Raw genomic sequence first — 24,500 nt, forward strand, 5'->3', positions numbered from 1 at the left:
CAGCGAAGCGTTGTGAAACACGGCGGAATTCACTGTTCGCGGACGACCTCGTAATCGTGACGAGGCCGGGTGGCGCGCTGCGACAAGACCGCCATGCCGGAAACCTGACTCTGTAACACCGAGCGGGGGAGCGGAATAACGAGGCGCCGAGTAGCCGCTGCACGGTGCGGGCTCCTGCAAACAGCGCGTTTCGGCAAGCGTCTGACCAACGAATGGCGGGCGGATCGAAACCTGAACTGCGAGGGAACAGCATGGTGCAGAGTGGCTGCCGGTGCGTCGCGGCGCTGCCTTCAGCAGCCTCCGAAAAACCCGCAAACCCTTGCTCGACAAGGAGTGTAGGAGTCGTCAGACACAAAGTCAACATTATCTTATGTCTTATATAAGACATATCTGTTGCGGGGAAAACCCTAGACGCGGCCTAGGCCTTTATGATGAAATGCGCGCATGAATTCGAACCCGGCGAACACAACGAATCCGAGCGGCCAGGCGGCCGCGGGCGAAGGTGTACCCGCTGTCGTTCCCGCCACGTCGCCGACTTTCAGCCCCTTGTATCAGCAGATCAAGGGCTTGATTACGCAGAGTCTCGAAAGCGGCGAATGGAAGCCGGGCGAGATCATTCCTAGTGAAGTCGAATTGGCGGCCAGATACAAGGTCAGTCAGGGCACGGTGCGCAAAGCGATCGACGAACTCGCCGCGGACAACCTGCTGGTCCGCCGCCAGGGCAAGGGCACGTTTGTTGCAACGCACAACGAAGACCGCGCCCAGTTTCGCTTCCTCAGATTACTGGCCGATGACGGCGCGGAGCATCCGCACGTCAGCCGCCTGCTGGAATGCCGGCGCTTGCGCGCTTCGGCGGACATCGCGCGGCAACTCGATCTCAAGCCCGCCGATCCGGTGGTATTGATCAAGCGCCTGCTGCAGTTCGACGGCGAAGTCACCGTGCTCGACGAAATCTGGCTGCCCGGTGCGGTGTTTCGCGGCCTCACGCTCGAACGGCTGTCGGAGTATAAAGGTCCCCTCTACGCGATGTTCGAGACGGAATTCGGCACGCGCATGATCCGCGCCACGGAGAAGATCCGTGCGGTGGCGGCGGAGCCCGCCGTGGCGGATCTGCTGAGTGTGCCGGCAGGTTTTCCGCTGTTATCGGTCGAGCGCGTGTCCTATACATATGGTGACCGGCCGGTTGAGGTGCGCCGTGGTTGGTATGTCACAACCGGGTATTACTATCAGAACGATCTAAGCTGAACAGGCTGGAAAAAGGCGCGGCGTCCCACACCCGCGCCTGTTTGAAGGCGTCTTTATCGCGTGTGCTGTAACGGACCTGTCGTGGTTTTCGCTGCAGCGCGATATAAAAAGGCGCTAAAATTGCGGATTAGTGTGACTACATAGTAGGGGTCTAGCATGGCTGAAGCCGTAAAAAAACCGAGGCCGGAATTCCGGAACATCGGTATCGGGCAGATTTTGACGGCATACCGTCTCCCGCTAGCGGGGCGAGTGTCGATCTTGCACCGCTTGAGCGGTGGTCTGCTTTTTGTTTTTCTTCCGTTCCTGCTGTACCTCTTTGATCAGAGCCTGACGTCCGAACTCAGTTTCGATGTCTTCAAGGGCTTCCTCTCCAACATCGTCGTCAAGCTCATCACGCTCGTTCTCGCGTGGGCCTTCCTGTTCCACTTCTGCGCGGGTGTGCGTCACCTGATCATGGACACGAGCCACGGCCTCACGACCAAAGAGAAGGGCAAGCAAACCTCCATCGTCGTACTGGTCGTTTCGTCGCTTCTGACGATTGTCTTCGCGCTCAAACTCTTCGGAGCATTCTAAAAAAATGGCAAGTAATAACCGAATTGGTCCGAAGCGTCTCGTCGTCGGCGCGCATTACGGTCTGCGCGACTGGCTCGCGCAACGCATCACCGCCGCCATCATGGCGGTCTACACGGTCATCCTGCTCGGCTGGTTCTTTGGCGCGCACGATTTCTCGTACGACGGCTGGGCGTCGATCTTCGCGACGCAATGGATGAAGCTCGCCACGTTTGTCACGCTGCTCTCGCTGTTCTATCACGCGTGGGTCGGTATCCGGGACATCTGGATGGACTATGTGAAGCCCGTTGGCACGCGCCTGCTGCTTCAAGCGCTGACGATCGTCTGGCTGCTCGCGTGTGCGGGCTACGCTGCGCAGATTCTCTGGAGAGTGTAAAAGAATGGCTGCAATCAAGAATTCTCTGCCGCGTCGTCGTTTCGACGTGGTTATCGTCGGCGCAGGCGGCTCGGGAATGCGCGCTTCGCTGCAACTCGCGCGCGCCGGTCTGTCGGTTTGCGTGCTGTCCAAAGTGTTCCCGACGCGTTCGCACACGGTGGCTGCTCAAGGCGGCATCGGCGCTTCGCTCGGCAACATGAGCGAAGACAACTGGCACTACCACTTCTACGACACGATCAAGGGTTCCGACTGGCTCGGCGACCAGGACGCGATCGAGTTCATGTGCCGCGAAGCACCGAACGCTGTCTACGAACTCGAACACTTCGGCATGCCGTTCGACCGTAACGCCGACGGCACGATTTACCAACGCCCGTTCGGCGGCCATACCGCGAACTACGGCGAAAAGCCGGTGCAACGCGCTTGCGCGGCCGCCGACCGTACCGGTCACGCGCTGCTGCACACGCTGTATCAGAAGAACGTCGAAGCCAAGACGCAGTTCTTCGTCGAATGGATGGCGCTGGATCTGATCCGCGACGCCGAAGGCGACGTGCTCGGCGTGACCGCGCTGGAAATGGAAACCGGCGACGTCTACATTCTCGAAGGCAAGACCACGCTGTTCGCTACGGGCGGCGCGGGCCGGATCTTCGCGGCATCGACCAACGCGTTCATCAACACCGGTGACGGCCTGGGCATGGCCGCGCGTTCGGGCATCGCACTGCAAGACATGGAATTCTGGCAATTCCACCCGACCGGCGTGGCCGGCGCGGGCGTGCTGATTACCGAAGGCGTGCGCGGCGAAGGCGGCATTCTGCGTAACTCGAACGGCGAGCGTTTCATGGAACGCTACGCGCCTACTTTGAAGGATCTGGCGCCGCGTGACTTCGTGTCGCGTTCAATGGACCAGGAAATCAAGGAAGGCCGCGGCGTGGGTCCGAACAAGGACCACGTGCTGCTCGACCTGTCGCACATCGGCGCCGAGACGATCATGAAGCGTCTGCCGTCGATCCGCGAAATCGCAATGAAGTTCGCGAACGTCGATTGTATTAAAGAGCCGATCCCGGTCGTGCCGACCATCCACTATCAGATGGGTGGCATTCCTACGAATATTCACGGCCAGGTCGTGGGTACGTCGAAGGGCGCGGAAGATCCGGTCAACGGTTTCTACGCCGTGGGCGAATGCTCGTGCGTGTCGGTGCACGGTGCGAACCGTCTCGGCACGAACTCGCTGCTCGACCTGGTGGTGTTCGGCCGCGCGGCCGGCAACCACATCGTCAAGCACGTGAAGGAAATCAAGGAGCACAAGCCGCTGCCGGCCGACGCTGCCGATTTCGCGCTGTCGCGTCTGGCTAAGCTGGACAGCTCGTCGTCGGGTGAGTACGCGCAATCGGTCGCGAACGACATTCGCGGCACGATGCAGAAGCACGCTGGCGTGTTCCGTACGTCGGCTCTGCTGTCGGAAGGCGTGGAGCGCATTCGCGAAGTGGCTGAACGCGTCGACAACATCCATCTGAAGGACAAGTCGAAGGTGTTCAACACGGCGCGTATCGAAGCGCTGGAAGTGGCGAACCTGATCGAAGTGGCACGCGCCACGATGGTTTCCGCCGACGCTCGCAAAGAAAGCCGTGGCGCGCACGCGCAGAACGACTTCGAACATCGCGACGACGAAAACTGGCTGCGCCATACGCTGTGGTTCAGCGAAGGCGATCGCCTCGACTACAAGCCGGTTCACATGCAACCGCTGACGGTCGAATCGGTTCCGCCGAAAGCGCGGACCTTCTAAGGCACAAGCTAAAGGAATTCAGAAATGGCAAAGCGTACATTTGAAATTTATCGTTACGACCCGGACAAGGACGCAGCGCCGCGCATGCAATCGTACGAGATCGAAATCGACTCGCACGAACGCATGCTGCTCGACGCGCTCCTCAAGCTGAAGGAAGTCGACGAAACGTTGTCGTTCCGCCGTTCGTGCCGCGAAGGCGTGTGCGGTTCGGACGCAATGAACATTAACGGCAAGAACGGTCTGGCGTGCTTGACGAACCTGAACGATCTGCCGCAAAAGATCGTGCTGCGTCCGCTGCCGGGTCTGCCGGTGGTGCGCGACCTGATCTGCGACTTCACGCAGTTCTTCAACCAGTACCACTCGATCAAGCCGTACCTGATCAACGACACGCCGCCGCCGGAAAAGGAACGTCTGCAGTCGCCGGAAGAGCGCGACGAGCTCGACGGTCTGTACGAATGTATTCTGTGCGCTAGCTGCTCGACGTCTTGCCCGAGCTTCTGGTGGAATCCGGATAAGTTCGTCGGTCCGGCTGGCCTGTTGCAAGCCTATCGTTTCATCGCGGACAGCCGCGACGAAGCGACCGGTGAGCGCCTCGACAACCTGGAAGACCCGTACCGTCTGTTCCGTTGCCATACGATCATGAATTGCGTCGACGTTTGCCCGAAGGGCCTGAACCCGACCAAGGCGATTGGCAAGATCAAGGAATTGATGGTGCGTCGCGCTGTCTAGGATGATGAACCCAGAAACACCGCATCAGTCCGACCCTCTTCGCCGCGCGCGCCTTCGCTGGCGCGCGCGGCGCGGCCTGCTGGAAAACGATCTGATCTTTGAGCGTTTTTTCGGCCGATATGAGCATGACCTCAGCGATGCCGACGTGGGCGCTCTTACGCGCCTGCTCGAGCTGAGCGATAACGACCTGATGGACTTGCTGCTGGCTCGCAAGGAACCGGAAGGCGACCTCGCGGACCCGGATGTGATCCGGGTGCTGGAGCTGCTGCGCAACGCTTGAGCGCCGCTAGTCCGTTGTTCCAGGCGTGCAATTATCGAAACCCTGTTTCCATACTTCGATTGAGGATGTGCTATGACCCCGTCAGATGTTAAAGCCACGCTATCGTTCAGCGACAATTCGCCGAGCGTTGAAATGCCGATTTACAAGGGCACTCTCGGCCCGGACGTGATCGACATCCGCAAACTGTACGGCCAGACCGGCAAGTTCACGTACGACCCGGGCTTTATGTCGACGGCGGCTTGCAATTCGGCGATCACCTACATCGACGGCGACAAGGGCGAGCTGCTGTATCGCGGCTACCCGATCGACAACCTCGCGCAAAACGCGGACTTCCTCGAAACCTGCTATCTGCTGCTGAAAGGCGAACTGCCGAATGCACAGCAGAAAGAAGAGTTCGTGAACACCGTCACGAAGCACACGATGGTGCACGAGCAAATGCACTTCTTCTTCCGTGGCTTCCGTCGCGACGCTCACCCGATGGCGATTCTGGTGGCGGCCGTCGGCGCGCTGTCGGCGTTCTATCACGACTCGCTCGACATCAACAATCCGCGTCACCGTGAAGTGTCGGCCATTCGCATGATCGCGAAGCTGCCGACGCTGGTCGCGATGGCGTACAAGTACAGCATCGGCCAGCCGTTTGCGTACCCGAAGAACGACCTGTCGTACAGCGCGAACTTCATGCACATGATGTTCTCGAACCCGTGCGAAGAGTACAAGGTCAACGACGTGCTGGTGCGCGCGCTCGACCGTATCCTGATCCTGCACGCGGATCACGAACAGAATGCATCCACGTCGACCGTGCGCCTCGCCGGTTCGTCGGGCGCGAATCCGTTCGCGTGTATCGCGGCCGGTATCGCCTGTCTGTGGGGCCCGGCGCACGGTGGTGCGAACGAAGCCGCGCTGAACATGCTGGAAGAAATCGGCTCGGTCGACAACATTCCTGAGTTCATCAAGCAGGTGAAGGACAAGAACTCGGGCGTGAAGCTGATGGGTTTCGGTCACCGCGTGTACAAGAATTACGATCCGCGTGCGAAGCTGATGCGCGAAACCTGCCACGAAGTGCTGGAAGAGCTGGGCCTGCACGACGACCCGCTGTTCAAGCTGGCCATGGCGCTGGAAAAGATCGCGCTGGAAGACGAATACTTCGTGTCGCGCAAGCTGTACCCGAACGTCGACTTCTACTCGGGCATCGTGCAACGCGCGTTGGGCATCCCGACGTCCATGTTCACGTGTATCTTCGCGATGGCGCGTACGGTGGGCTGGATTGCGCAGTGGAACGAAATGATCGCCGATCCGGAACAGAAGATTGGCCGTCCGCGTCAACTGTTTGTTGGCGATACGGAACGCGAAGCCAAGCCGATCACGCAACGTTGATCGACTGGTTTTAGCAGGATCGAAGCCCCGGCAATTGCCGGGGCTTTTTTGTTTGTGCGCTCGAAAATGACGCGTGCCTTTGAGAGACCCGCGTCGTCATGTCTCAGGTCGTTTTCCGTCGATCGACGCTTTCATTGAGACGGCCGACCGCACAGTCTCCGGACAGAAAGAACCCGTTGACATGATGAAAATGTCATCGACAGGTCACGTGAAAGTGGGCGAACGCTCAATAATGTTCAGCTATCAACTCTTCACCGGGGAGGTGCTGATAATATCAATAAGTCGATTAAATGGGTAGCGGCGGCGCGTGCGCTTTTATTGGCACTTGTTTCTATTGCGCCCGTGCAGAAAGCTATCGCAACCGGACCGGATCTTTCAACTAGGATTGAGTTCACACCGCTTTTTTCCCAGCGATACAACCTTTCGTATTTTGACGGTAGCACCTGGATTACGTCTCCAGTTTCAACGCAGACCGTGCAGTTGCAGCCTCGTTTCCGGTTTGAGGAGTCCAGGCCCTATGTTTACAACTACGTTATTTATCTGCAAGACAAAAGCAATGCAGATTCGGCTTTTTATTTGATGATTTCAACAAGCGATGGACGATGTCTTCTTCATAAAACGTCATCTGCCGATAATTTATCAAATGTCTCTTTGGGCCGTGTTTACAACATAACGACACAGTACACTTATCTCGGGACTACGAATCCGCTTAATTCAAATATATCAACGGTTTATTCCGTTTGCAGTCGCGAAGATGCGCTCGCGCTACGGTTTTTTGATCCGATAACAACTGGCATTCCTATAGGAATTGGCCAATACGTGCTGGAGCCGGGCGAGCGGGTTGCCGAGACGTATATTTTATTGAATACAGAAGGAATACTGTACCCGAACTAGACCGCCGGTGATTCGAAAGGAGGACGTATGAGATTATTGTCGATTACGATAATCGTTTTTTCGATATTGACTGCGGGAACGGGGAATGTCGTTGCGCAGCCCGTGCAAATGCCCGAATTCGTCTACCGGGCGGACACGCGCGCGCCGAGTGATGTAAGGCGCGCAGGGGGATTCGTTGCCAGGGGTGTGGATGCGTCACGCCCCGGTACAATTGTCGACCTAAGTCTCTTCAATCATGCAATCGGCCATGCCGGACCGCAGAACGACTACTCGGGCTACGTTGCCACGACGACTGACTTCATGTGGGCGTACCACTGGTTGTGGGAATCCGGAGGCGGTTTCCGAAGCGGTTATGTCTATACGATCCGGCCGACCGCCAATTTCATCGACGTCAACGCCAGCTTGGGAAGATACCTGGAGCCCGTTACCCGGGAGGAACATGAATGGGCGGCAATGGGCCGGATACATTGGTATCAAGTGGTGGGTTGGCGCTCCGCGGCAGAACCGCCCACTACGCCAATAACGCCTAACCCTCAATACAATCCGAACCATATTGCGTTCACATTGCCACCCGCCGCGTCTCAACCTGCGCTTGCGCAATTTCCTGTGGGGCATCCAGCATGGAACGAAATGCCGTGGAGGGCATTCACTAACTGCGCGGGATCGTCGTCGCCGAACCGGAAATCGACGCAGAGACTCGCGGCAGGCGAATGTATTCCCTTTGAAAATGGCGCCATGGATTATAAATATTATTCCGGATATTTGGCGGATTTAAGTTCAAAAGCATGCGGTGGCCCATGTCTCGAGGGAGAGCGCAGTTCGAATCAGGACGAAATTTTTTACGAATCTTTGATTATCAGGTTAAACGATTCAGGTCCTGCCTCCTGCGATCACAGCGAAGAAGAAGTGCCGGAAAGCATTGTGGAAATATACAAATTGCCATTATGTCACCGTATGAACGTGGGCGACAAACTCCGCGTTCGCGGCGGTTACTTGTCTAAGCTCGATGATTCGAGCTGTACGATGGTAGGAGCGCTGGATATCAGCGTGCGGACGGTGCAATATGTCAACCACGGACTAACTATATATTCGAAACGAATAGTTCCATACCCGGGTGTCCCGCAGGATATGAGTTAGTGACGGCGGAAGATCTGGAAACAAATGCGAGCATCTGTTTCACGCAACTGGATTTACATAGTGTGGCCAGGCTGGCCGGTCGACATATCGTATCGGGAAGTGAACATGTTCCATGCCTCATTGCAAAAGGAAATCGTCAAACCGAGACCTCCTTGTGCAAAAAAATCTCACGCACCACACCTGAAATCGTCGTTTCGTCCGAGTCGCCTGAGGGATCGGTGTGCTGGGGACGCTATGCGCCGGTCAACGTTAAACAGGCTATGGCAAATAGAACGAAGTTATGTTCGATGCTCTTTCATTCGTCGATCGGTGTCACTCAAATCGGTTTGGCCGACGGTTGGTTTGGCGCGGCGAGTTGCGCCGTATGGAAGGCGCAACTGCCGCAAAAGCCGGCGTACACGTTCTGCAACAACGGTGTCGGCGAAGATAATAGATTTCTCTCGACCATGACCTTGGTGAAAACCGGAGAAACCTGTCCAGCCGGCTTCGAACTGGCAACCGAGTCGGACTTTCAACGCGACCCGAAGGTGTGTTACGGCGAACTGCCGCCGGGATCGAGCGCGCGGCTCGCGCATTCAGCTTCGGTGACAAGACGAGGTTATAACGAAACGACGAAGCTATGCTCCACCAAGTCGTGGGACTCATCGACATTGACAATGGCCGTCTGTAAAGCCGTTGCCCCCGCACACTAGTGGCGTCTTGCGCATGCGGATAGACGGTCGGTCACGGAAACCGCCTTCAGCGTGCGTTGCGTCGATCGTCGATCGTCGAGATTCGCAACGCGCAGCGCCCGCCTCGCGCTGCGAATCCCGACGTATCGCCGCATTCACCACTGCTCCAGGCCGAGAAGTTTTTGCCCGCGCGCCGATAGTTCGGCGCGCGGGTAACGCGCTTTCTCCCAGCCGCGCGGATCGCCCGGAAACGCGTAGCCCTGCGGAACCTCGCGCTCGCGCCAGCAGTGGACGCGCCATTGTCGCAACGTCTCGTTGTCTTCTTCGGCGGGGCTCATCGAGATGTATTGTGCAAGCCTGGCCCGGTCGTGAGACAGATTGGGTCGAATGCCATGAGCCAGCAGGCTGTTGAAAACGAGCATGTCGCCGGGTTCCATATTGACTTGGGTCGCCTCGAGTTCTGTCATGTCCGGCTTGAACCGGTCGCGATCCGCCGGCTGCGTTTTTAGCCACTCGTCGAAGCTGTAAAACAGTTCCGGCACGCACTGAAATCCACCCACTTCCGAATCTGTCTTCGACAACGCGAGCACGCCCTGGACGCCGACCGGCCGGGGAACGATCGACGAGTCGACGTCCCAATGCATGAAGCCTTGAAATTCACGGCCGTGCCGGTTCGGCGGATTCAGATTGGCGCGGTCGATGCTGACCCACAGCTTCTCGTTGTCCCAGATATCGACGAACAGGTCGTACATGCGCTGCGCTGTCCGGTTGTCCCACAAGCGTTGATTGTTGTAGGCCTCGACCATGCCGCTGTTGTTGAGCTCCGCCATCTCGATCGAGCGGCGCTGCGGCGCGAACCAGCCGGCCGGATCGGTGGGATCGAGTTCCTGGAATTCCCAGAGAAACCGGGCCGTGCGCTCGGCCTGTTCCGGAGAAATGACGGACTTGACGACCAGATAACCGTGGTGTTGCCAGAAGCGGAAGTCGTCCGTGCTCAGCACGCGCAGCGGCAGACGCTTGACGATGCCGGCCAGCGGCGTATGCGCAGCGCCGCGCTTGCTGTTGCCGAGCGCATCGGCGCCAGCTTCGGTTGTGTAGAGATCCTTCATACGTGGGTTCCTCGCTGGACAAACGGTCAATTTAATACCACTTAAATACGTTTAATCCTGGCCGATCAACTGTCATACGTCAAGCCTGAAAAGGGATTTCAGGGTTTACACCGCGCACCGGATCAAACAAATTGGAGTGGTACTATCGTCGCGTTATTTGGGCGAGAACAACCAATGGACCGACGACTCCGATTGCTTCAACTCGACGAGGCCGACGCGACGCCGCTGTACGTTCAGCTCGCGCGCAAACTGACGTCCGCGATCGAGAGCGGGCAGTGGCTGGCGGGTGAAGCGTTGCCGTCCGAGCGAACCCTGGTCGAGACCTTGGGCATCTCGCGCGTGACGGCGCGCAATGCGATGCAGGTGCTGGACGATCAAGGCGCCATACGCCGCACGCGGGGAGCGGGAACGTTCATCGCGCCGAAGTTCGAACAGCGGCTTTCCCGGCTGGATAACTTCAGCGAAATGGTTCGCCCGCATGGACTCACGCCCGTCAGCGAGCTGATCGCATCGGCGCGGCGCCTGGCGACGGATGCGGAGCGCACCGCTCTCGCTTTGGGCGACGGTGACGAGGTGATCGTCGTGACACGGCTCAGAAAGGCCGACGACATGGTGATCTCGCGGGATAGTTCGGTGCTGCCGGCCAGTGTCCTGCCCGCCGCTGAACGTATCGGCGAATCGCTGTATGCGTATCTCGACCGGATCGACAAGCCTGTGCTGAGAGCGCTTCAGCACTTTCGCGCGACGGTAGCCGACGCCGAGCTGGCGATGCAATTGGACGTTCCCGTCGGCGAGCCGTTGTTGCTGGTGTCCCGACTCGGCTTCACGCACAACGACGTCCCCGTTGAAAGCACCCAAACCTGGTGTATCAACGACTACTACGATTTCGTCATCGAGCTGCGTCGTTAAGCGGCAAGCGTTGCCGGGTGGCCCAGATACAGGTATCGTCACTACCACCCAACTCCCTGTTTTTTATCGGTTTTCTCCGGGGATGTGCGGCCCAAAGCGGGACGCTGCGTGGCATAATCGACCGACACAGTCAGCCCGCAGTCATTACTATCCCGCATACACCATGGCACAGACTCTCTACGACAAATTGTGGAACACGCACGTGATCCACACGGAAGAAGACGGTACGACGATTCTCTATATCGACCGTCATCTGCTGCACGAAGTGACCAGCCCGCAAGCATTCGAAGGCCTGAAGCTGGCTAAGCGTCCGGTGTGGCGCATCAGCGCGAATCTGGCGGTCTCCGACCACAACGTGCCCACCACCGACCGTAGCCACGGCATTGCCGATCCGGTTTCGAAGCTGCAGGTCGACACGCTGGATACGAACTGCGACGCCTACGGCATCACGCAGTTCAAGATGAACGACCTGCGTCAAGGCATCGTGCACATCATCGGGCCGGAGCAGGGCGCTACGCTGCCGGGCATGACGATCGTCTGCGGCGACTCGCACACGTCCACGCACGGCGCGTTCGGCGCGCTCGCGCACGGCATCGGCACGTCCGAAGTCGAGCACGTGCTGGCCACGCAAACGCTCTTGCAGAAAAAGAGCAAGAACATGCTGGTGAAGGTCGAGGGTCCGCTGCCGCGCGGCTGCACCGCGAAAGACATCGTGCTGGCGATCATCGGCAAGATCGGCACCGCGGGCGGCACCGGTTACGCGATCGAGTTCGGCGGTTCGACGATTCGCGCGCTGTCCATGGAAGGCCGCATGACGGTCTGCAACATGGCGATCGAAGCCGGTGCGCGCGCCGGCATGGTCGCGGTAGATAACACCACGGTCGAGTACCTGAAAGGCCGTCCGTTCTCGCCGGAAGGCGTGGAATGGGATCACGCGGTCGAATACTGGAAGCAGTTCAAGACGGACGACGGCGCGCAATTCGACCGCGTGGTCGAGCTGAACGCCGCCGAGATCGTGCCGCAGGTCACCTGGGGCACGTCGCCGGAAATGGTCACGGCCGTGGACGGTCGCGTGCCGGACCCGGAACGCGAAAAAGATCCGGTCAAGCGCGACGCGATGGAACGTGCGTTGAAATACATGGCGCTCGAACCGAACGCGCCGATCGAGTCGATCAAGCCGGATAAAATCTTCATCGGGTCGTGCACCAACGCGCGCATTGAAGACATTCGCGCCGCGGCTTACGTCGTCAAGAAGCTCGGCCGCCGCGTCGCACCGAACATCCGCCTCGCCATGGTCGTGCCGGGTTCGGGTCTGGTGAAGGCGCAAGCGGAACGCGAAGGCCTCGACAAGGTCTTTACCGATGCTGGTTTCGAATGGCGTGAACCCGGTTGCTCGATGTGTCTCGCGATGAACGCCGACCGGCTGGAGCCGGGCGAGCGTTGCGCGTCCACGTCGAATCGTAATTTTGAAGGTCGTCAGGGCGCCGGTGGCCGTACCCACCTGGTCAGCCCCGCGATGGCTGCGGCTGCGGCCATCGAAGGGCATTTCGTCGATATTCGCAAGCTTGGATAAACCGCATGATGAAGAACATGAATCGCACCACTCTATTGCGCCGTTTCGCGCTCGGTACCCTGGCTGGGCTATTGCTCGGTCTGGCCGGCTGCAACACGGTGCACGGATTCGGCGAGGACATGTCACACCTCGGCAATTCGATCAGCAATCACGCTGATAAATGAGCGGTTTTTGATTGTTGCCGGCTTTGCGGCGAGCGGCATTCCAGCCGCCGCGCGCATTGCCCGCTTTTGAAACAGGCGCAAGCGTCATGGATAAATTCATCGTACACACCGGCGTCGTGGCGCCGCTCGATCGCGAGAACGTCGACACGGACGCGATCATTCCGAAGCAATTCCTGAAGTCGATCAAGCGCACGGGTTTCGGCCCGAACGCGTTCGACGAATGGCGTTACCTCGATCACGGCGAACCGGGCCAGGACAATTCGAAGCGTCCGCTGAATCCGGATTTCGTGCTGAACCAGGCGCGTTATCAAGGCGCGTCGGTGCTGCTGGCGCGTAAGAATTTCGGCTGCGGCAGCTCGCGTGAGCATGCGCCGTGGGCGCTGCAGCAATATGGCTTCCGCGCGATCATCGCGCCGAGCTTCGCCGATATTTTCTATAACAACTGCTTCAAGAACGGCGTGCTGCCGATCGTGCTCACGGAGCAGGAAGTCGATCATCTGTTCAACGAGACCTACGCGTTCAACGGTTTCGAGCTGACCGTCGACCTCGAGGCGCAAGTCGTGCGCACGTCGGACGGCGGCGCCGCGTATCCGTTCGAAGTCGCCGGTTTCCGCAAGTACTGTCTGCTGAACGGGTTCGACGATATCGGCCTCACGCTGCGTCACGCGGACAAGATTCGCCAGTTCGAAGCGGAACGCCTGACCAAGCAGCCGTGGCTGAATCACCGCATCGTCGGCTAACGAACGCGTTCCACTTTCTCGAAGCAAACCTCAAGGAATTCGCATGAAGATCGCAGTCTTGCCGGGCGACGGCATCGGTCCCGAAATCGTCAAGGAGGCCGTCAAGGTCCTGAACGTACTCGGCGAAAAGTTCGAGCTCGAAGAAGCGCCGGTTGGCGGTGCGGGCTACGAAGCGAAGGGCCACCCGCTGCCCGAGTCGACGCTGGCGCTGGCGAAAGAAGCCGATGCGATTCTGTTCGGCGCGGTTGGCGACTGGAAGTACGACAGCCTCGAACGCGCGCTGCGTCCGGAGCAGGCCATTCTGGGCCTGCGCAAGCACCTGCAGCTGTTCGCGAACTTCCGTCCGGCGATCTGCTATCCGCAACTCACCGGCGCTTCGTCGTTGAAGGAAGAGATCGTGTCGGGCCTCGACATCCTGATCGTGCGCGAGCTGAACGGCGACATCTATTTCGGCGCGCCGCGCGGCGTACGTTCGTCGCCGGATGGTTTGTTCGAAGGCGCGAAGGAAGGCTTCGACACCATGCGTTATTCGGAACCCGAAGTGCGCCGCATTGCGCACGTCGCGTTTCAGGCCGCGCAAAAGCGTCAGAAAAAGCTGACGAGCGTGGACAAGGCGAACGTGCTGGAAACGTCTCAATTCTGGCGTGACGTGATGATCGACGTCTCGAAGGAATATGCGGACGTCGAACTGTCGCACATGTATGTCGACAACGCAGCCATGCAACTCGTGAAGGCGCCGAAGGCGTTCGACGTGGTCGTCACCGGCAACATGTTCGGGGACATTCTGTCCGACGAAGCAGCCATGCTCACGGGCTCGATCGGCATGTTGCCGTCGGCTTCGCTCGACAAGAGCAACAAGGGCTTGTACGAGCCGTCGCACGGTTCCGCGCCGGACATCGCCGGCAAGGGCGTGGCCAATCCGCTGGCGACCATCCTGTCGGCCGCGATGATGCTGCGCTATTCGCTGAACAAGGCGGAGCAGGCGGATCGCATCGAAACCGCGGTGAAGAAGGTGCTCGAACAGGGCTATCGCACGGGCGACATTCTGACGCCGGGATGCAAGCAGATCGGCACGGTCGCGATGGGCGACGCGGTGGTCGCGGCGCTGTAAAGCGGCTGCGGTTCAAGCAGAGACCAGGCGCGTTCAAACGCGGCCTTTAAAGCGCGAATCGGCCTTGAAACAGGCCGATTCGCGCGTAATACGGACGATAGCGACGGACTTTAGCGTCGCCAGATTCAGGTTTTCGTGTATATTGTAGCGATGGCACAAGCAGCTCAAATCTCCTCGATTTCAAAATTGCACGGCACAACGGCCCGTGTGGTTAAGCTCGCCATTACCACCAAAGCAGTCACCAAAACGATTACCCCGAAAACGATCACGAAACGCTGATCGTCCGTCGTGCCCGCCCATCTTCCCCGCGCGGTCACTGCGGGCAAAGATGCGGGGAAGTTTCCATTCGAAGGGTATGAAGTCATGAACGTAGGTCTCGTAGGTTGGCGCGGTATGGTCGGCAGCGTCCTGATGCAACGTATGCAACAGGAAGGCGATTTCGACTTGATCGAACCGGTGTTTTTCAGCACCAGCAACGCGGGCGGCAACGCGCCGTCGTTCGCCAAAAACGAGACCAAGCTCAAAGATGCGACAAGCATCGAAGACCTGAAGAAGTGCGAAGCGATCATCTCGTGCCAGGGCGGCGACTACACGAACGAAGTGTTCCCGAAGCTGCGCGCGGCAGGTTGGAACGGCTACTGGATCGACGCGGCTTCGTCGCTGCGCATGAAGGACGACGCGGTCATCATTCTCGATCCGGTCAACCTCGACGTGATCAAGAACGCGCTGGTTAAAGGCCAGAAGAATTTCATCGGCGGCAACTGCACGGTCAGCCTGATGCTGATGGCGCTGGGCGGCCTGTTCCGCGAAAACCTCGTCGACTGGATGACGGCCATGACGTATCAGGCCGCTTCGGGCGCGGGCGCGCAAAACATGCGCGAACTGCTGCAGCAAATGGGCACGCTGTACGGTGCCGCGAAAGAGGACCTGGCGGATCCGTCGTCGGCGATTCTGGATATCGACCGTCGCGTGTTGTCGGCCATGAACAGCGATCGCATGCCGACCGACAACTTCGGCGTGCCGCTCGCCGGTTCGCTGATTCCGTGGATCGACAAGGATCTCGGCAACGGTATGTCGAAAGAAGAGTGGAAGGGCGGCGCCGAAACCAACAAGATTCTCGGCAAGCCGGCCATGGGCACGCCGGGTTCGATCCCGGTAGACGGGCTGTGCGTGCGGATCGGTGCAATGCGCTGCCATTCGCAGGCGTTGACCATCAAGCTGAACAAAGACGTGCCGCTGGACGAAGTGAACAGCATCCTCGCGTCGGGCAACGACTGGGTCAAGGTCGTGCCGAACGAACGCGAAGCATCCATGCGCGATCTGTCCCCGGCGGTGGTTACGGGTACGCTGACGGTGCCGGTCGGCCGCGTGCGCAAGCTCGCCATGGGCGGCGAATATCTGTCGGCTTTCACGGTCGGCGATCAGTTGCTGTGGGGCGCGGCGGAACCGCTGCGTCGCATGCTTCGCATTGTGCTCGACAAGTAAAGTAAACTACGCGCTCACGACGCGTAGAAAACTCAAGAAGCGTCGCGCTTGCGCGGCGCTTTTTTCATTGTGTGCTCCGATTATCTTGTCTCTTTCCAACCGCAAAAAAGGGCTGCGCGCTGACGCGCCAGGGGTCCCGATGAACCTTCGACTCTCATCCCTTCGGGCTATGTTCATTCATCAGGGCAACGGCCGCTTGTCGGCTACGGCGGCTGTGGCCGCAGTAGCCGCAGTCACGTTCGCGCTGGCTGGCGTCGGCATGAGCAGCGCGCTCGCCGCGCCTGGCGCTGCCGCAAGCGCGCCGGATGCCGCGTCCGTTTCGTATGCGAACGGCGGTCAATTCACGGTGAAGCCGGGCCAGTCGTTGAACGACGTGGCGATCGCCGTCACGCAGTCGCACGACCGGGCGACGCTCGCACGCGCGTCCCGCGCGTTGTTCGATGCGAACCCGAACGCGTTCATGAGTCACGATCCGAGCCGGATGCGCCTCGGGGCGGTGCTGACGGTGCCGGCGCTGGATGCGTCGGGGGTGTTGGCGGCTTCGGCGGCGGCGGTTACGGCTACGGTTTCGGGGGCTTCGGCTTCGGCTTCATCTTCGGCTTCGGCGGCTTCCGCTTCCGCGCCGGTTGGGACGATAGCTGCGACCACCGCGACAGGTGCGGCTGCTGCGACTGGCGCGGCAAGCGCTGTGGCGCAGGTCAATGCCGCAGCGGCGAGCGCGGCCAGTGCTGCGGCTCGCGCTGCGGCGCCGGCTACGCCGGCCGTGCCGGGGACCGCCAGCGCGGTCACAACGGCAGGCTCGGCGACGCCGGGTAGCGGCACCACGACGGCAGGCGGCGCGGTTGCGTCCGCGCCCGTGGCGGGCTCGCAGACGGCATCGCCGGCCAGCGGCGCGCATGAGTGGTCGGGGTCGATTCAGCCGTCGGCTAGCGAGTCCGCTGCGGGCGCCTCCGCGTCTGCGGCCGGTAGCGCGGCGACGGCTGCGCAGGCGGCGTCGCAGCCGCGTGCGCAGGTGTCCAGCTTGCAGCAACTGCTCGCGTTGAAAAATCGCGTGCTGATGGAATTGCAGAAGCACGGCATCGGCGGCTCTCCGGCCGCGACGCGTGCCGCTTCGACGGGCGCTGCGGTGCCGGTGGGTGCGTCGTCGGCGACGGCCGCTGCGTCGGGGCATGGCGGCGCGGTGACCTCCGTGTCGAATGACGGCGGTATTTCGCAGGTCGGCTTGAGCATTGCGGCGGCGGTCGGTGCAGCGCTGGTGGTCTTGCTGGCGGCTTTGCGCATGCGTCGACGTAAGCGCGATGCGAACGCGACGGCCGAGGTCAGCGCAGCGGATGGCGACGCCGTGGCGTCGGCGCAAGCTAATGATCCGCACGACGTTGCGTCGGCACGCGAGCAGGCTTCGGTGCGAGATACGTCTGACGATAGCGCCGACGTGTCGGTGTCGCATGCGGCCGCATTGGCCGCCGCTGAACATGAAGCGGCGGAAGGCGCGGCGGCTGCGCGCGAGCAGGCTGAACGCGAGGCTGCGGAACGTGAGGCGGAGATTCGCCAGGCGGCGGCGCGCGAAGCGGAGCACAAGGCAGCGGAAAGTGCTGCCGCGGAACGGACAGCAGAGGAGCACGCTGAGTCGGAGCGCGTGGCGAAGGAACAGGCAGACGCGGAGAGTGCTGCAGCGGAACAAGTCGCAGCGGAAGAGCGCGAGGCATCAGAGCGCACAGCGGCGGAACGCGCAGCATCAGAACAAGCCGCTGCCGAGCGCGCGGCAGCGGAACACGCGGCAGCAGAACACGAGCATTTCGCCAGCGCAACCACTGCCGCAAGCCTCGCCGCCGCAGCCGAACTCGGCGCCGAAGCTTTGCCGCTGACCCCACTCGAACCGGTCGACGAATCCTTCCAGCACGAGCCGCCCGCCCACCGTCTGCAATGGGATGACGAACCCGCGCCGAGCGCACCGGCCGCTTCGCAAACGGCATCGGCCGAACTCCAAAGCCCGCTGAACGTCCCGCCGCCGGCCATCGATTTCACCCAGCAACCCGCCGAGCCGCGCGATACGCCGACGCCATTCGGCCAGCCTTACGCCGACGCATCGGCGCATCCGCTCCCCGACACAACGTTGCCCCCCGTGCCGCTGACGCATCTGGATCCGGCACACGACGAAGCGACCTATCAACCGTCCTACGAGCTGCATCAGCCGACCCATGCCGCAACGCCTGACGGCGCATCAACCTTCTCAGAACCAACACCGTTGTCGCAAGCGCAGCACACCCTCACCGCACCGACCGAATTCCCGCGCGACGCCGTCGACGCCTTCAGCGCTCTCGACATGCCGCTCCCGCCGCGGATCGAATCGCCGTTCGAGGGCCTGCATGCTCCCGCGTCATTGACCACGCAGCCGGTTGCATCGCCGGAAACGACCGCGCAGCAAGCCCTCGCGCCGCACGACCCCGACGACGTCCCGCATATCGCCGATGAAATCACCGCCGGCACCGCGGGGCATGCCGCCGTCGCGGGCCTTGGCGCGAAGGGTTTCGGCGCGATGGGCGGCTTGGGCGCCGCAGGCTTCGGTGCGCTGAAGCTCGACTTCGACCTCGAGTTGCCGCCGAGCCCGGCCCAGCCGTTGCCGGCATTTACGCCGGCGGATCTCACCCGAATCGCGCGAAACAAGCTCGATCTGGCCGCCGAGTACATCGACCTCGGCGATCTGTCCGGTGCTCGCTCGCTGATCAACGAAGTGATCGAAGCGAACGATCCCACCACGCGCACCGAGGCCCGCGCGTTGCTGTCGACGCTCGCGCCGTTGTCGTGAAGCGGATTGCGTTAGGGGTTCAGTACGACGGTTCGGCGTTTTGCGGCTGGCAGTCGCAACCGCACGGCAATACCGTGCAGGACGAGCTCGAACGGGCATTGAGCGAATTCGCGCGGACGCCCGTGCGTATTACCGTCGCGGGCCGCACGGATACGGGCGTGCATGGGCTCGGCCAGGTCGCGCATTTCGACACCGAACTCGACCGCACGGACAGTTCATGGGTGCGCGGCACGAATGCGTTCTTGCCGAAAACGATCTCGGTCCAGTGGGCCAAGCCGATGCCGGACGAGTTTCACGCACGTTTTGCCGCGTTCGAACGGACCTATCACTACGTGCTTTACGTCCATCCGGTGCGTTCGCCGATGCTGGCGGCGCGCGTCGGCTGGGTTCACACGCCGCTCGACGTCGACGCCATGCGTGCCGGCGCCGCGCATCTGATCGGCGAGCACGATTTTTCGGCGTTCCGTTCGTCGCAATGTCAGGCGAAAACACCGGTCAAGCACCTGTATCAGATCGACATCCGGCAGCAGGGCGATTTCGTCCACTTCCGCTTCCGGGCCAACGCGTTCCTGCATCACATGGTGCGTAACCTGATGGGTTGCCTCGTATATATCGGCCGTGGCCGTCATCCGGCCGAATGGATGGCCGAGGTGCTGGCAAGCCGCGACCGCGACGTTGCCGCGCCGACCTTCATGCCGGACGGCTTGTATCTGGCGCAGGTGGGCTATCCTGAGCAGTACGCGGTGCCCGCGCCGCACACCGGCAGCGTGCCGTGGAGTACCGTATGGACCGAGCAAACGGAATCATGAACAGCACCGAAAACCTCGCAACCGAAGCCCAAGCCGGCGCGCAGCAAACCGCCGCGCCGCATCGCACTCGCATCAAGCTGTGCGGCCTGTCGAAACCGGAAGACGTGAGCCACGCGATCGACCTCGGCGCCGACGCGATCGGCCTCGTGTTTTATCCGCCGAGCCCGCGCTCGGTGAGCATTGCGCAAGCGGTCGAGCTGGTGCACGACGTGCCGCCGTTCGTGTCGGTCGTGGGTCTGTTCGTCAACCCCACGCCGGACTGGATCCGCGAGGTCGTCAGCAACGTCGGCCTGACGCTGCTGCAGTTCCACGGCGACGAGACCGCGGCGCAGTCCGAAACGCTCGCCGGGGTTGCGGGTTTGCCTTGGTTGCGCGCGCTGCGAGTTGCAGCCGATACTCAACCGGCTGATTTGGTAAAATCGGCTCTTAACTATTCAGCAGCCAGCGGCCTTCTGTTCGACACTCATGTCGAAGGCTATGGCGGCGGCGGGAAGGTTTTCGATTGGTCACTTATTCCAGCAGAGCTCGCGCGTCGGGCCGTTTTGAGTGGTGGGTTGAACGCGCAAAACGTCAGTGATGCGATCCATCGCGTGCGCCCGTACGCGGTCGATGTCTCGAGCGGCATCGAAGTCGCGGGCGCCCGGGGCGTGAAAGATCACGCCCGGATGGCGGCATTCGTCCGCGCCGTGCGCGCGGCGGACGCCGAATGATTCCGGCCACGCGGTTTTCTCTTACGAAAATCGCGGGCCACACTGAGAAGAGTGATCACCATGTATAACTTGCCAGACGAAAGAGGCCATTTCGGCCAATATGGCGGCGTGTTTGTCGCTGAAACGCTGGTCCACGCGCTTAACGAGCTGCGTGAGGCGTACGAAAAATATCAAAAAGACCCGGAATTCGTCGCGGAGTACGAGCGCGAATTGAAGTATTTCGTCGGTCGTCCGTCGCCGATTTATCACGCGAAGCGCTGGAGCGAAATGCTCGGCGGCGCGCAGGTTTTCCTCAAGCGTGAAGACCTGAATCACACGGGCGCGCACAAGATCAACAACGTGATCGGCCAGGCGCTGCTCGCCAAGCGCATGGGCAAACCGCGCGTGATCGCCGAAACCGGCGCCGGTCAGCACGGCGTGGCAACGGCAACCATCGCGGCGCGCTTCGGCATGGAGTGCGTGGTCTACATGGGCGAGGAAGACGTGCGCCGCCAGGCCGCCAACGTCTACCGCATGAAGCTGCTCGGCGCGACGGTCGTGCCGGTCACATCCGGCTCACGTACGTTGAAAGACGCGCTGAACGAAGCCATGCGCGACTGGGTTACCAACGTCGAAAACACGTTCTACATTATCGGCACGGTCGCGGGTCCGCATCCTTACCCGATGATGGTGCGCGACTTCCAGCGCGTGATCGGCGACGAGTGCAAGGTGCAAATGCCCGAGCTGGTCGGTCGTCAGCCGGATGCGGTGATCGCGTGCATTGGCGGCGGTTCGAACGCAATGGGTATCTTTTACCCGTACATTGACGACACATCGGTGCAGTTGATCGGTGTCGAAGCAGCTGGCGACGGGCTCGAATCCGGTCGTCACGCGGCTTCGCTGATCGCCGGCAGCCCCGGCGTTCTGCACGGCAATCGTACCTACCTGCTGCAGGACGAAAACGGTCAGATTATCGAGACGCATTCGATCTCGGCCGGCCTCGACTACCCGGGCGTCGGTCCCGAGCATGCGTGGCTAAAAGACAGCAATCGCGCGCAATACGTCAGCATCACCGACGAAGAAGCGCTGAAAGCGTTCCACGATTGCTGTCGCATCGAAGGCATCATTCCGGCGTTGGAGTCCAGTCATGCACTGGCCTACGCCGCGAAGCTCGCGCCGACGCTGCCGAAGGACAAAGTCCTTCTGGTCAACCTGTCGGGCCGTGGCGACAAGGACATGCATACGGTCGCCGAGCGATCGGGCATTCAGTTCTGAGCGCCGCGACGATGCGTGACGAGTTCGACGAGCCGCAGCCGGCGATTGAAACCCTTGATCCGGTCGCCAAAGTAGCGGCCGCCGCGGCACCTGAAGCTTTACTGCCGCAGGTGCCGGCCGGCATCCAGCTGTTGAACCGCGATTTTCTGACCGATGTGGCGAACATTCCCAACGGGTCGATCGACCTGATCGTGTGCGATCCGCCTTATGGGCTCGGCAAAGATTATGGCAACGACTCCGACAAGCGGACCGGCGAGGATTTTCTCGCCTGGACGCGTAGCTGGCTTGAGCTGGCTGTTCCCAAGCTCAAGCCGTCGGGGTCGCTGTATATCTTCTGCACGTGGCAGTACTCACCGGAAATCTTCAGCTTCCTGAAGACAAAACTCACGATGATCAACGAAATCATCTGGGACCGGCGCGTACCGAGCATGGGCGGCACCGTGCGCCGTTTTACTTCGGTGCACGACAACATCGGTTTTTTCGCGGTGTCGAAGGATTACTTCTTCGATCTCGATCCCGTCCGCATCCCGTACGATGAAGTCACGAAGAAGGCGCGTTCGCGTAAATTGTTCGAAGGCAGTAAGTGGCTGGAGGTTGGCTATAATCCGAAGGATGTCTGGTCGGTGTCGCGACTGCATCGGCAACATGCCGAACGCGTCGCGCATCCCACCCAGAAACCTCTGGAAATTGTCGAGCGAATGGTGCTGGCAAGTTGTCCGAAGGGCGGGCGCGTGCTCGACCCGTTCATGGGCAGCGGCACCACCGCAGTCGCTTGCGCCCGACAGCAGCGCGAATTCGTCGGCTATGAGATCAATGAAAGTTACTGTGCGATAGCGCGTGAACGCGTCAGCATCGCTGCGAATCCTGTGCCTGTGAAGGCGCGACCGGTTAAGGCCAAGGCTAAACGGCAGACCGAAACGCAGTGAGCCGCAGTGTGTGTCACGCAGCACGCGCCGCGTAAGCCGCGCGCAGTTGCTTAAATTCGAGAAATTTCCATGTCCCGTATCAAGAACACGTTTGCCGCGTTGTCTGCTCAAGGTAAGAAAGGCCTGATTCCTTTCATGACGGCCGGCGACCCGGACCCGGCCCGCACGGTCGAATTCATGCACGCGCTCGCTGCCGGCGGCGCGGATGTGATCGAACTCGGTGTGCCGTTTTCCGACCCGATGGCCGACGGCCCCGTGATCCAGCAATCGTCTGAGCGCGCGTTGGCGCATGGCGTGTCGCTGCGTCACGTGATCGCGGACGTCAAGCGCTTCCGCGAAACCGACAACAAGACGCCCGTCGTGCTGATGGGCTACGCCAATCCGATCGAACGCATGGGTATCGACGCGTTCGCGAAAGCCGCGCAGGAAGCCGGCGTGGACGGCGTGCTGGTGGTCGATTACCCGCCGGAAGAGTGCGCTAACTTCGCTGAAAAGATGCGATCCGCCGACATCGACCCGATCTTTTTGCTGGCGCCCACGTCCACGGACGAGCGCATCGCGGAAGTCGGCAAAATTGCCAGCGGCTACGTCTATTATGTGTCGTTGAAAGGGGTGACCGGCTCCGCGAATCTGGACGTTTCCAGCATCGCGGGTAAAATCCCGGCCATCAAGTCGCGCGTACCCCTGCCGGTGGGCGTCGGTTTTGGCATCCGCGACGCGCAAACCGCGCGTTCGGTGGCCGAAGTGTCCGATGCCGTCGTGATCGGCAGTCGTATCGTGCAATTGCTCGAACAGGCGCCGCCGGAGACCGCGGCTGAAACGCTCACGCGTTTCATCGCCGAAGTGCGCGAGGCGCTAGATAGCGTCGCGACTGCCCGATAACAGTTATTTTTGTCGTCTGTAATGTGAGCGGCGGGTTTATCCCGCCGTTTGCGCAACCGCCGACCCCAGAAGGATTCAATATGAGCTGGCTCGATAAGCTGCTGCCGCCGAAAATCAAACAAACCGACCCGAAGAACCGCAAGGGGATTCCGGAAGGCCTGTGGATCAAGTGCCCGTCGTGCGAAGCCGTGCTGTACCGCAACGACGTCGAGGCCAATCTGCACGTTTGCCCGAAGTGCGACCATCACATGCGCATCGGCGCGCGTGAGCGGCTCGACGGCCTGCTCGATCCGGAAGGCCGCTACGAAATCGGCCAGGAAATCGTCCCGGTCGACGCGTTGAAGTTCAAGGATAGCCGCAAGTACCCGGATCGCCTGAAAGAGGCGATGGACGACACCGACGAAACCGACGCCATGGTCGTGATGGGCGGCGCGATCCATACGCTGCCGGTGGTCGTGGCCTGCTTCGAGTTCTCGTTCATGGGCGGCTCGATGGGTTCGGTGGTCGGCGAGCGCTTTGCGCGCGGCGCACAGAACGCGCTCGAACAGAAAGTGCCGTTTATCTGCTTCACCGCTTCCGGCGGCGCGCGCATGCAGGAAAGCCTGCTGTCGCTGATGCAAATGGCGAAGACCACGGCCATGCTGACCCGGCTGGCCGAAGCCAAGCTGCCGTTCATTTCCGTGCTGACCGATCCGACCATGGGCGGCGTGTCGGCGAGTTTCGCGTTCCTCGGCGACGTGGTGATCGCCGAGCCGAAGGCGCTGATCGGCTTTGCCGGCCCGCGCGTGATCGAACAGACGGTGCGCGAAAAGCTGCCGGAAGGCTTCCAGCGCGCGGAGTTCCTGCTGACGAAGGGCGCGGTGGACATGATCATCGATCGTCGCAAGCTGCGTGAGGAAATCGCTCAGTTGATGGCGCTGTTGAGCCACCAGCCGGCGGATGCCGTCGCGTAAGCCGACGTTAAGC

At 60.8% G+C, this 24,500-nt stretch carries 23 protein-coding genes; 22 read left to right on the forward strand and 1 reads right to left on the reverse strand.

The window, feature by feature from the left end:
* Nucleotides 1–444 precede the first annotated feature (444 nt).
* The 9 genes from GGD40_RS29270 (at nt 445) to GGD40_RS29310 (ending at nt 9,077) form a co-directional block, all read left to right on the forward strand.
* Complete coding sequence (locus GGD40_RS29270; protein ID WP_179710967.1) at nt 445–1,245, forward strand: GntR family transcriptional regulator; 801 nt, start codon at nt 445–447, stop codon at nt 1,243–1,245.
* A gap of 156 nt (nt 1,246–1,401) precedes the next feature.
* The gene (gene sdhC / locus GGD40_RS29275; protein WP_179746006.1) at nt 1,402–1,818 is read left to right on the forward strand and encodes a succinate dehydrogenase, cytochrome b556 subunit; all 417 of its coding nucleotides are present in this window, start codon (nt 1,402–1,404) and stop codon (nt 1,816–1,818) included.
* 4 nt (nt 1,819–1,822) lie between these two features.
* Nucleotides 1,823–2,191 carry a succinate dehydrogenase, hydrophobic membrane anchor protein gene (gene sdhD, locus GGD40_RS29280; protein WP_179710966.1) on the forward strand — a complete coding sequence of 123 codons (369 nt, stop codon included), beginning with the start codon at nt 1,823–1,825 and terminating at the stop codon, nt 2,189–2,191.
* Between the two features lie 4 nt (nt 2,192–2,195).
* On the forward strand, nt 2,196–3,971 hold the full coding sequence (gene sdhA, locus GGD40_RS29285; protein WP_035560987.1) for a succinate dehydrogenase flavoprotein subunit: 1,776 nt from the start codon (nt 2,196–2,198) through the stop codon (nt 3,969–3,971).
* Between the two features lie 24 nt (nt 3,972–3,995).
* A complete protein-coding gene (locus GGD40_RS29290) occupies nt 3,996–4,700 on the forward strand; it encodes a succinate dehydrogenase iron-sulfur subunit (RefSeq protein ID WP_035560990.1) in 705 nt (234 codons plus the stop codon).
* A gap of 4 nt (nt 4,701–4,704) precedes the next feature.
* Nucleotides 4,705–4,980 (forward strand): FAD assembly factor SdhE, encoded by a 276-nt coding sequence (locus GGD40_RS29295; protein ID WP_035564031.1) that lies wholly within the window; start codon nt 4,705–4,707, stop codon nt 4,978–4,980.
* Between the two features lie 72 nt (nt 4,981–5,052).
* Nucleotides 5,053–6,354, forward strand: coding sequence for a citrate synthase (gene gltA / locus GGD40_RS29300; protein WP_179710964.1), 1,302 nt, complete (start codon nt 5,053–5,055; stop codon nt 6,352–6,354).
* Nucleotides 6,355–7,275: 921 nt separating this feature from the next.
* Nucleotides 7,276–8,385: an enterotoxin A family protein gene (locus GGD40_RS29305; RefSeq protein ID WP_179746007.1), complete on the forward strand. Its 1,110-nt coding sequence runs from the start codon at nt 7,276–7,278 to the stop codon at nt 8,383–8,385.
* Nucleotides 8,385–9,077 (forward strand): hypothetical protein, encoded by a 693-nt coding sequence (locus GGD40_RS29310; protein WP_179746008.1) that lies wholly within the window; start codon nt 8,385–8,387, stop codon nt 9,075–9,077. The genes GGD40_RS29305 and GGD40_RS29310 overlap by 1 nt, the downstream gene beginning before the upstream one ends.
* Before the next feature lie 134 nt (nt 9,078–9,211).
* Here GGD40_RS29310 and GGD40_RS29315 read toward each other — a convergent pair whose 3' ends face one another.
* Nucleotides 9,212–10,165 carry a phytanoyl-CoA dioxygenase family protein gene (locus GGD40_RS29315; RefSeq protein ID WP_179746009.1) on the reverse strand — a complete coding sequence of 318 codons (954 nt, stop codon included), beginning with the start codon at nt 10,163–10,165 and terminating at the stop codon, nt 9,212–9,214.
* Nucleotides 10,166–10,339: 174 nt separating this feature from the next.
* Here GGD40_RS29315 and GGD40_RS29320 point away from each other — a divergent pair, with 174 nt between their 5' ends.
* The 13 genes from GGD40_RS29320 to accD all read left to right on the forward strand — a co-directional run bounded on the left by GGD40_RS29320 (nt 10,340) and on the right by accD (nt 24,487).
* Nucleotides 10,340–11,074 carry a GntR family transcriptional regulator gene (locus GGD40_RS29320; RefSeq protein ID WP_179710960.1) on the forward strand — a complete coding sequence of 245 codons (735 nt, stop codon included), beginning with the start codon at nt 10,340–10,342 and terminating at the stop codon, nt 11,072–11,074.
* A 163-nt stretch (nt 11,075–11,237) separates the two neighbouring features.
* Nucleotides 11,238–12,647, forward strand: coding sequence for a 3-isopropylmalate dehydratase large subunit (gene leuC / locus GGD40_RS29325; protein WP_179746010.1), 1,410 nt, complete (start codon nt 11,238–11,240; stop codon nt 12,645–12,647).
* Between the two features lie 5 nt (nt 12,648–12,652).
* Nucleotides 12,653–12,811 (forward strand): entericidin A/B family lipoprotein, encoded by a 159-nt coding sequence (locus GGD40_RS29330; RefSeq protein WP_028196115.1) that lies wholly within the window; start codon nt 12,653–12,655, stop codon nt 12,809–12,811.
* Nucleotides 12,812–12,897: 86 nt separating this feature from the next.
* Nucleotides 12,898–13,551, forward strand: a complete 654-nt coding sequence (gene leuD / locus GGD40_RS29335; protein ID WP_035561007.1) for a 3-isopropylmalate dehydratase small subunit — start codon at nt 12,898–12,900, stop codon at nt 13,549–13,551.
* A gap of 43 nt (nt 13,552–13,594) precedes the next feature.
* Nucleotides 13,595–14,662, forward strand: coding sequence for a 3-isopropylmalate dehydrogenase (leuB, locus tag GGD40_RS29340; RefSeq protein ID WP_179710958.1), 1,068 nt, complete (start codon nt 13,595–13,597; stop codon nt 14,660–14,662).
* A 363-nt stretch (nt 14,663–15,025) separates the two neighbouring features.
* The gene (asd, locus tag GGD40_RS29345) at nt 15,026–16,147 is read left to right on the forward strand and encodes an aspartate-semialdehyde dehydrogenase (protein ID WP_027805102.1); all 1,122 of its coding nucleotides are present in this window, start codon (nt 15,026–15,028) and stop codon (nt 16,145–16,147) included.
* 139 nt (nt 16,148–16,286) lie between these two features.
* Nucleotides 16,287–18,953 carry a FimV/HubP family polar landmark protein gene (locus GGD40_RS29350; protein WP_179746011.1) on the forward strand — a complete coding sequence of 889 codons (2,667 nt, stop codon included), beginning with the start codon at nt 16,287–16,289 and terminating at the stop codon, nt 18,951–18,953.
* Nucleotides 18,950–19,762, forward strand: a complete 813-nt coding sequence (gene truA / locus GGD40_RS29355) for a tRNA pseudouridine(38-40) synthase TruA (protein WP_179746012.1) — start codon at nt 18,950–18,952, stop codon at nt 19,760–19,762. Before GGD40_RS29350 ends, truA begins: the two co-directional genes overlap by 4 nt.
* Nucleotides 19,759–20,472, forward strand: coding sequence for a phosphoribosylanthranilate isomerase (locus GGD40_RS29360; RefSeq protein WP_179746013.1), 714 nt, complete (start codon nt 19,759–19,761; stop codon nt 20,470–20,472). Before truA ends, GGD40_RS29360 begins: the two co-directional genes overlap by 4 nt.
* 60 nt (nt 20,473–20,532) lie before the next feature.
* A complete protein-coding gene (trpB, locus tag GGD40_RS29365) occupies nt 20,533–21,726 on the forward strand; it encodes a tryptophan synthase subunit beta (RefSeq protein WP_179710954.1) in 1,194 nt (397 codons plus the stop codon).
* A gap of 11 nt (nt 21,727–21,737) precedes the next feature.
* Nucleotides 21,738–22,652: a DNA-methyltransferase gene (locus GGD40_RS29370; RefSeq protein WP_179746014.1), complete on the forward strand. Its 915-nt coding sequence runs from the start codon at nt 21,738–21,740 to the stop codon at nt 22,650–22,652.
* A gap of 69 nt (nt 22,653–22,721) precedes the next feature.
* Nucleotides 22,722–23,534, forward strand: a complete 813-nt coding sequence (gene trpA, locus GGD40_RS29375; RefSeq protein WP_179746015.1) for a tryptophan synthase subunit alpha — start codon at nt 22,722–22,724, stop codon at nt 23,532–23,534.
* Nucleotides 23,535–23,614: 80 nt separating this feature from the next.
* Complete coding sequence (accD, locus tag GGD40_RS29380) at nt 23,615–24,487, forward strand: acetyl-CoA carboxylase, carboxyltransferase subunit beta (protein WP_179746016.1); 873 nt, start codon at nt 23,615–23,617, stop codon at nt 24,485–24,487.
* The last annotated feature ends 13 nt before the right edge of the window (nt 24,488–24,500 follow it).

This window comes from Paraburkholderia bryophila, assembly GCF_013409255.1.
Lineage (GTDB): Bacteria > Pseudomonadota > Gammaproteobacteria > Burkholderiales > Burkholderiaceae > Paraburkholderia.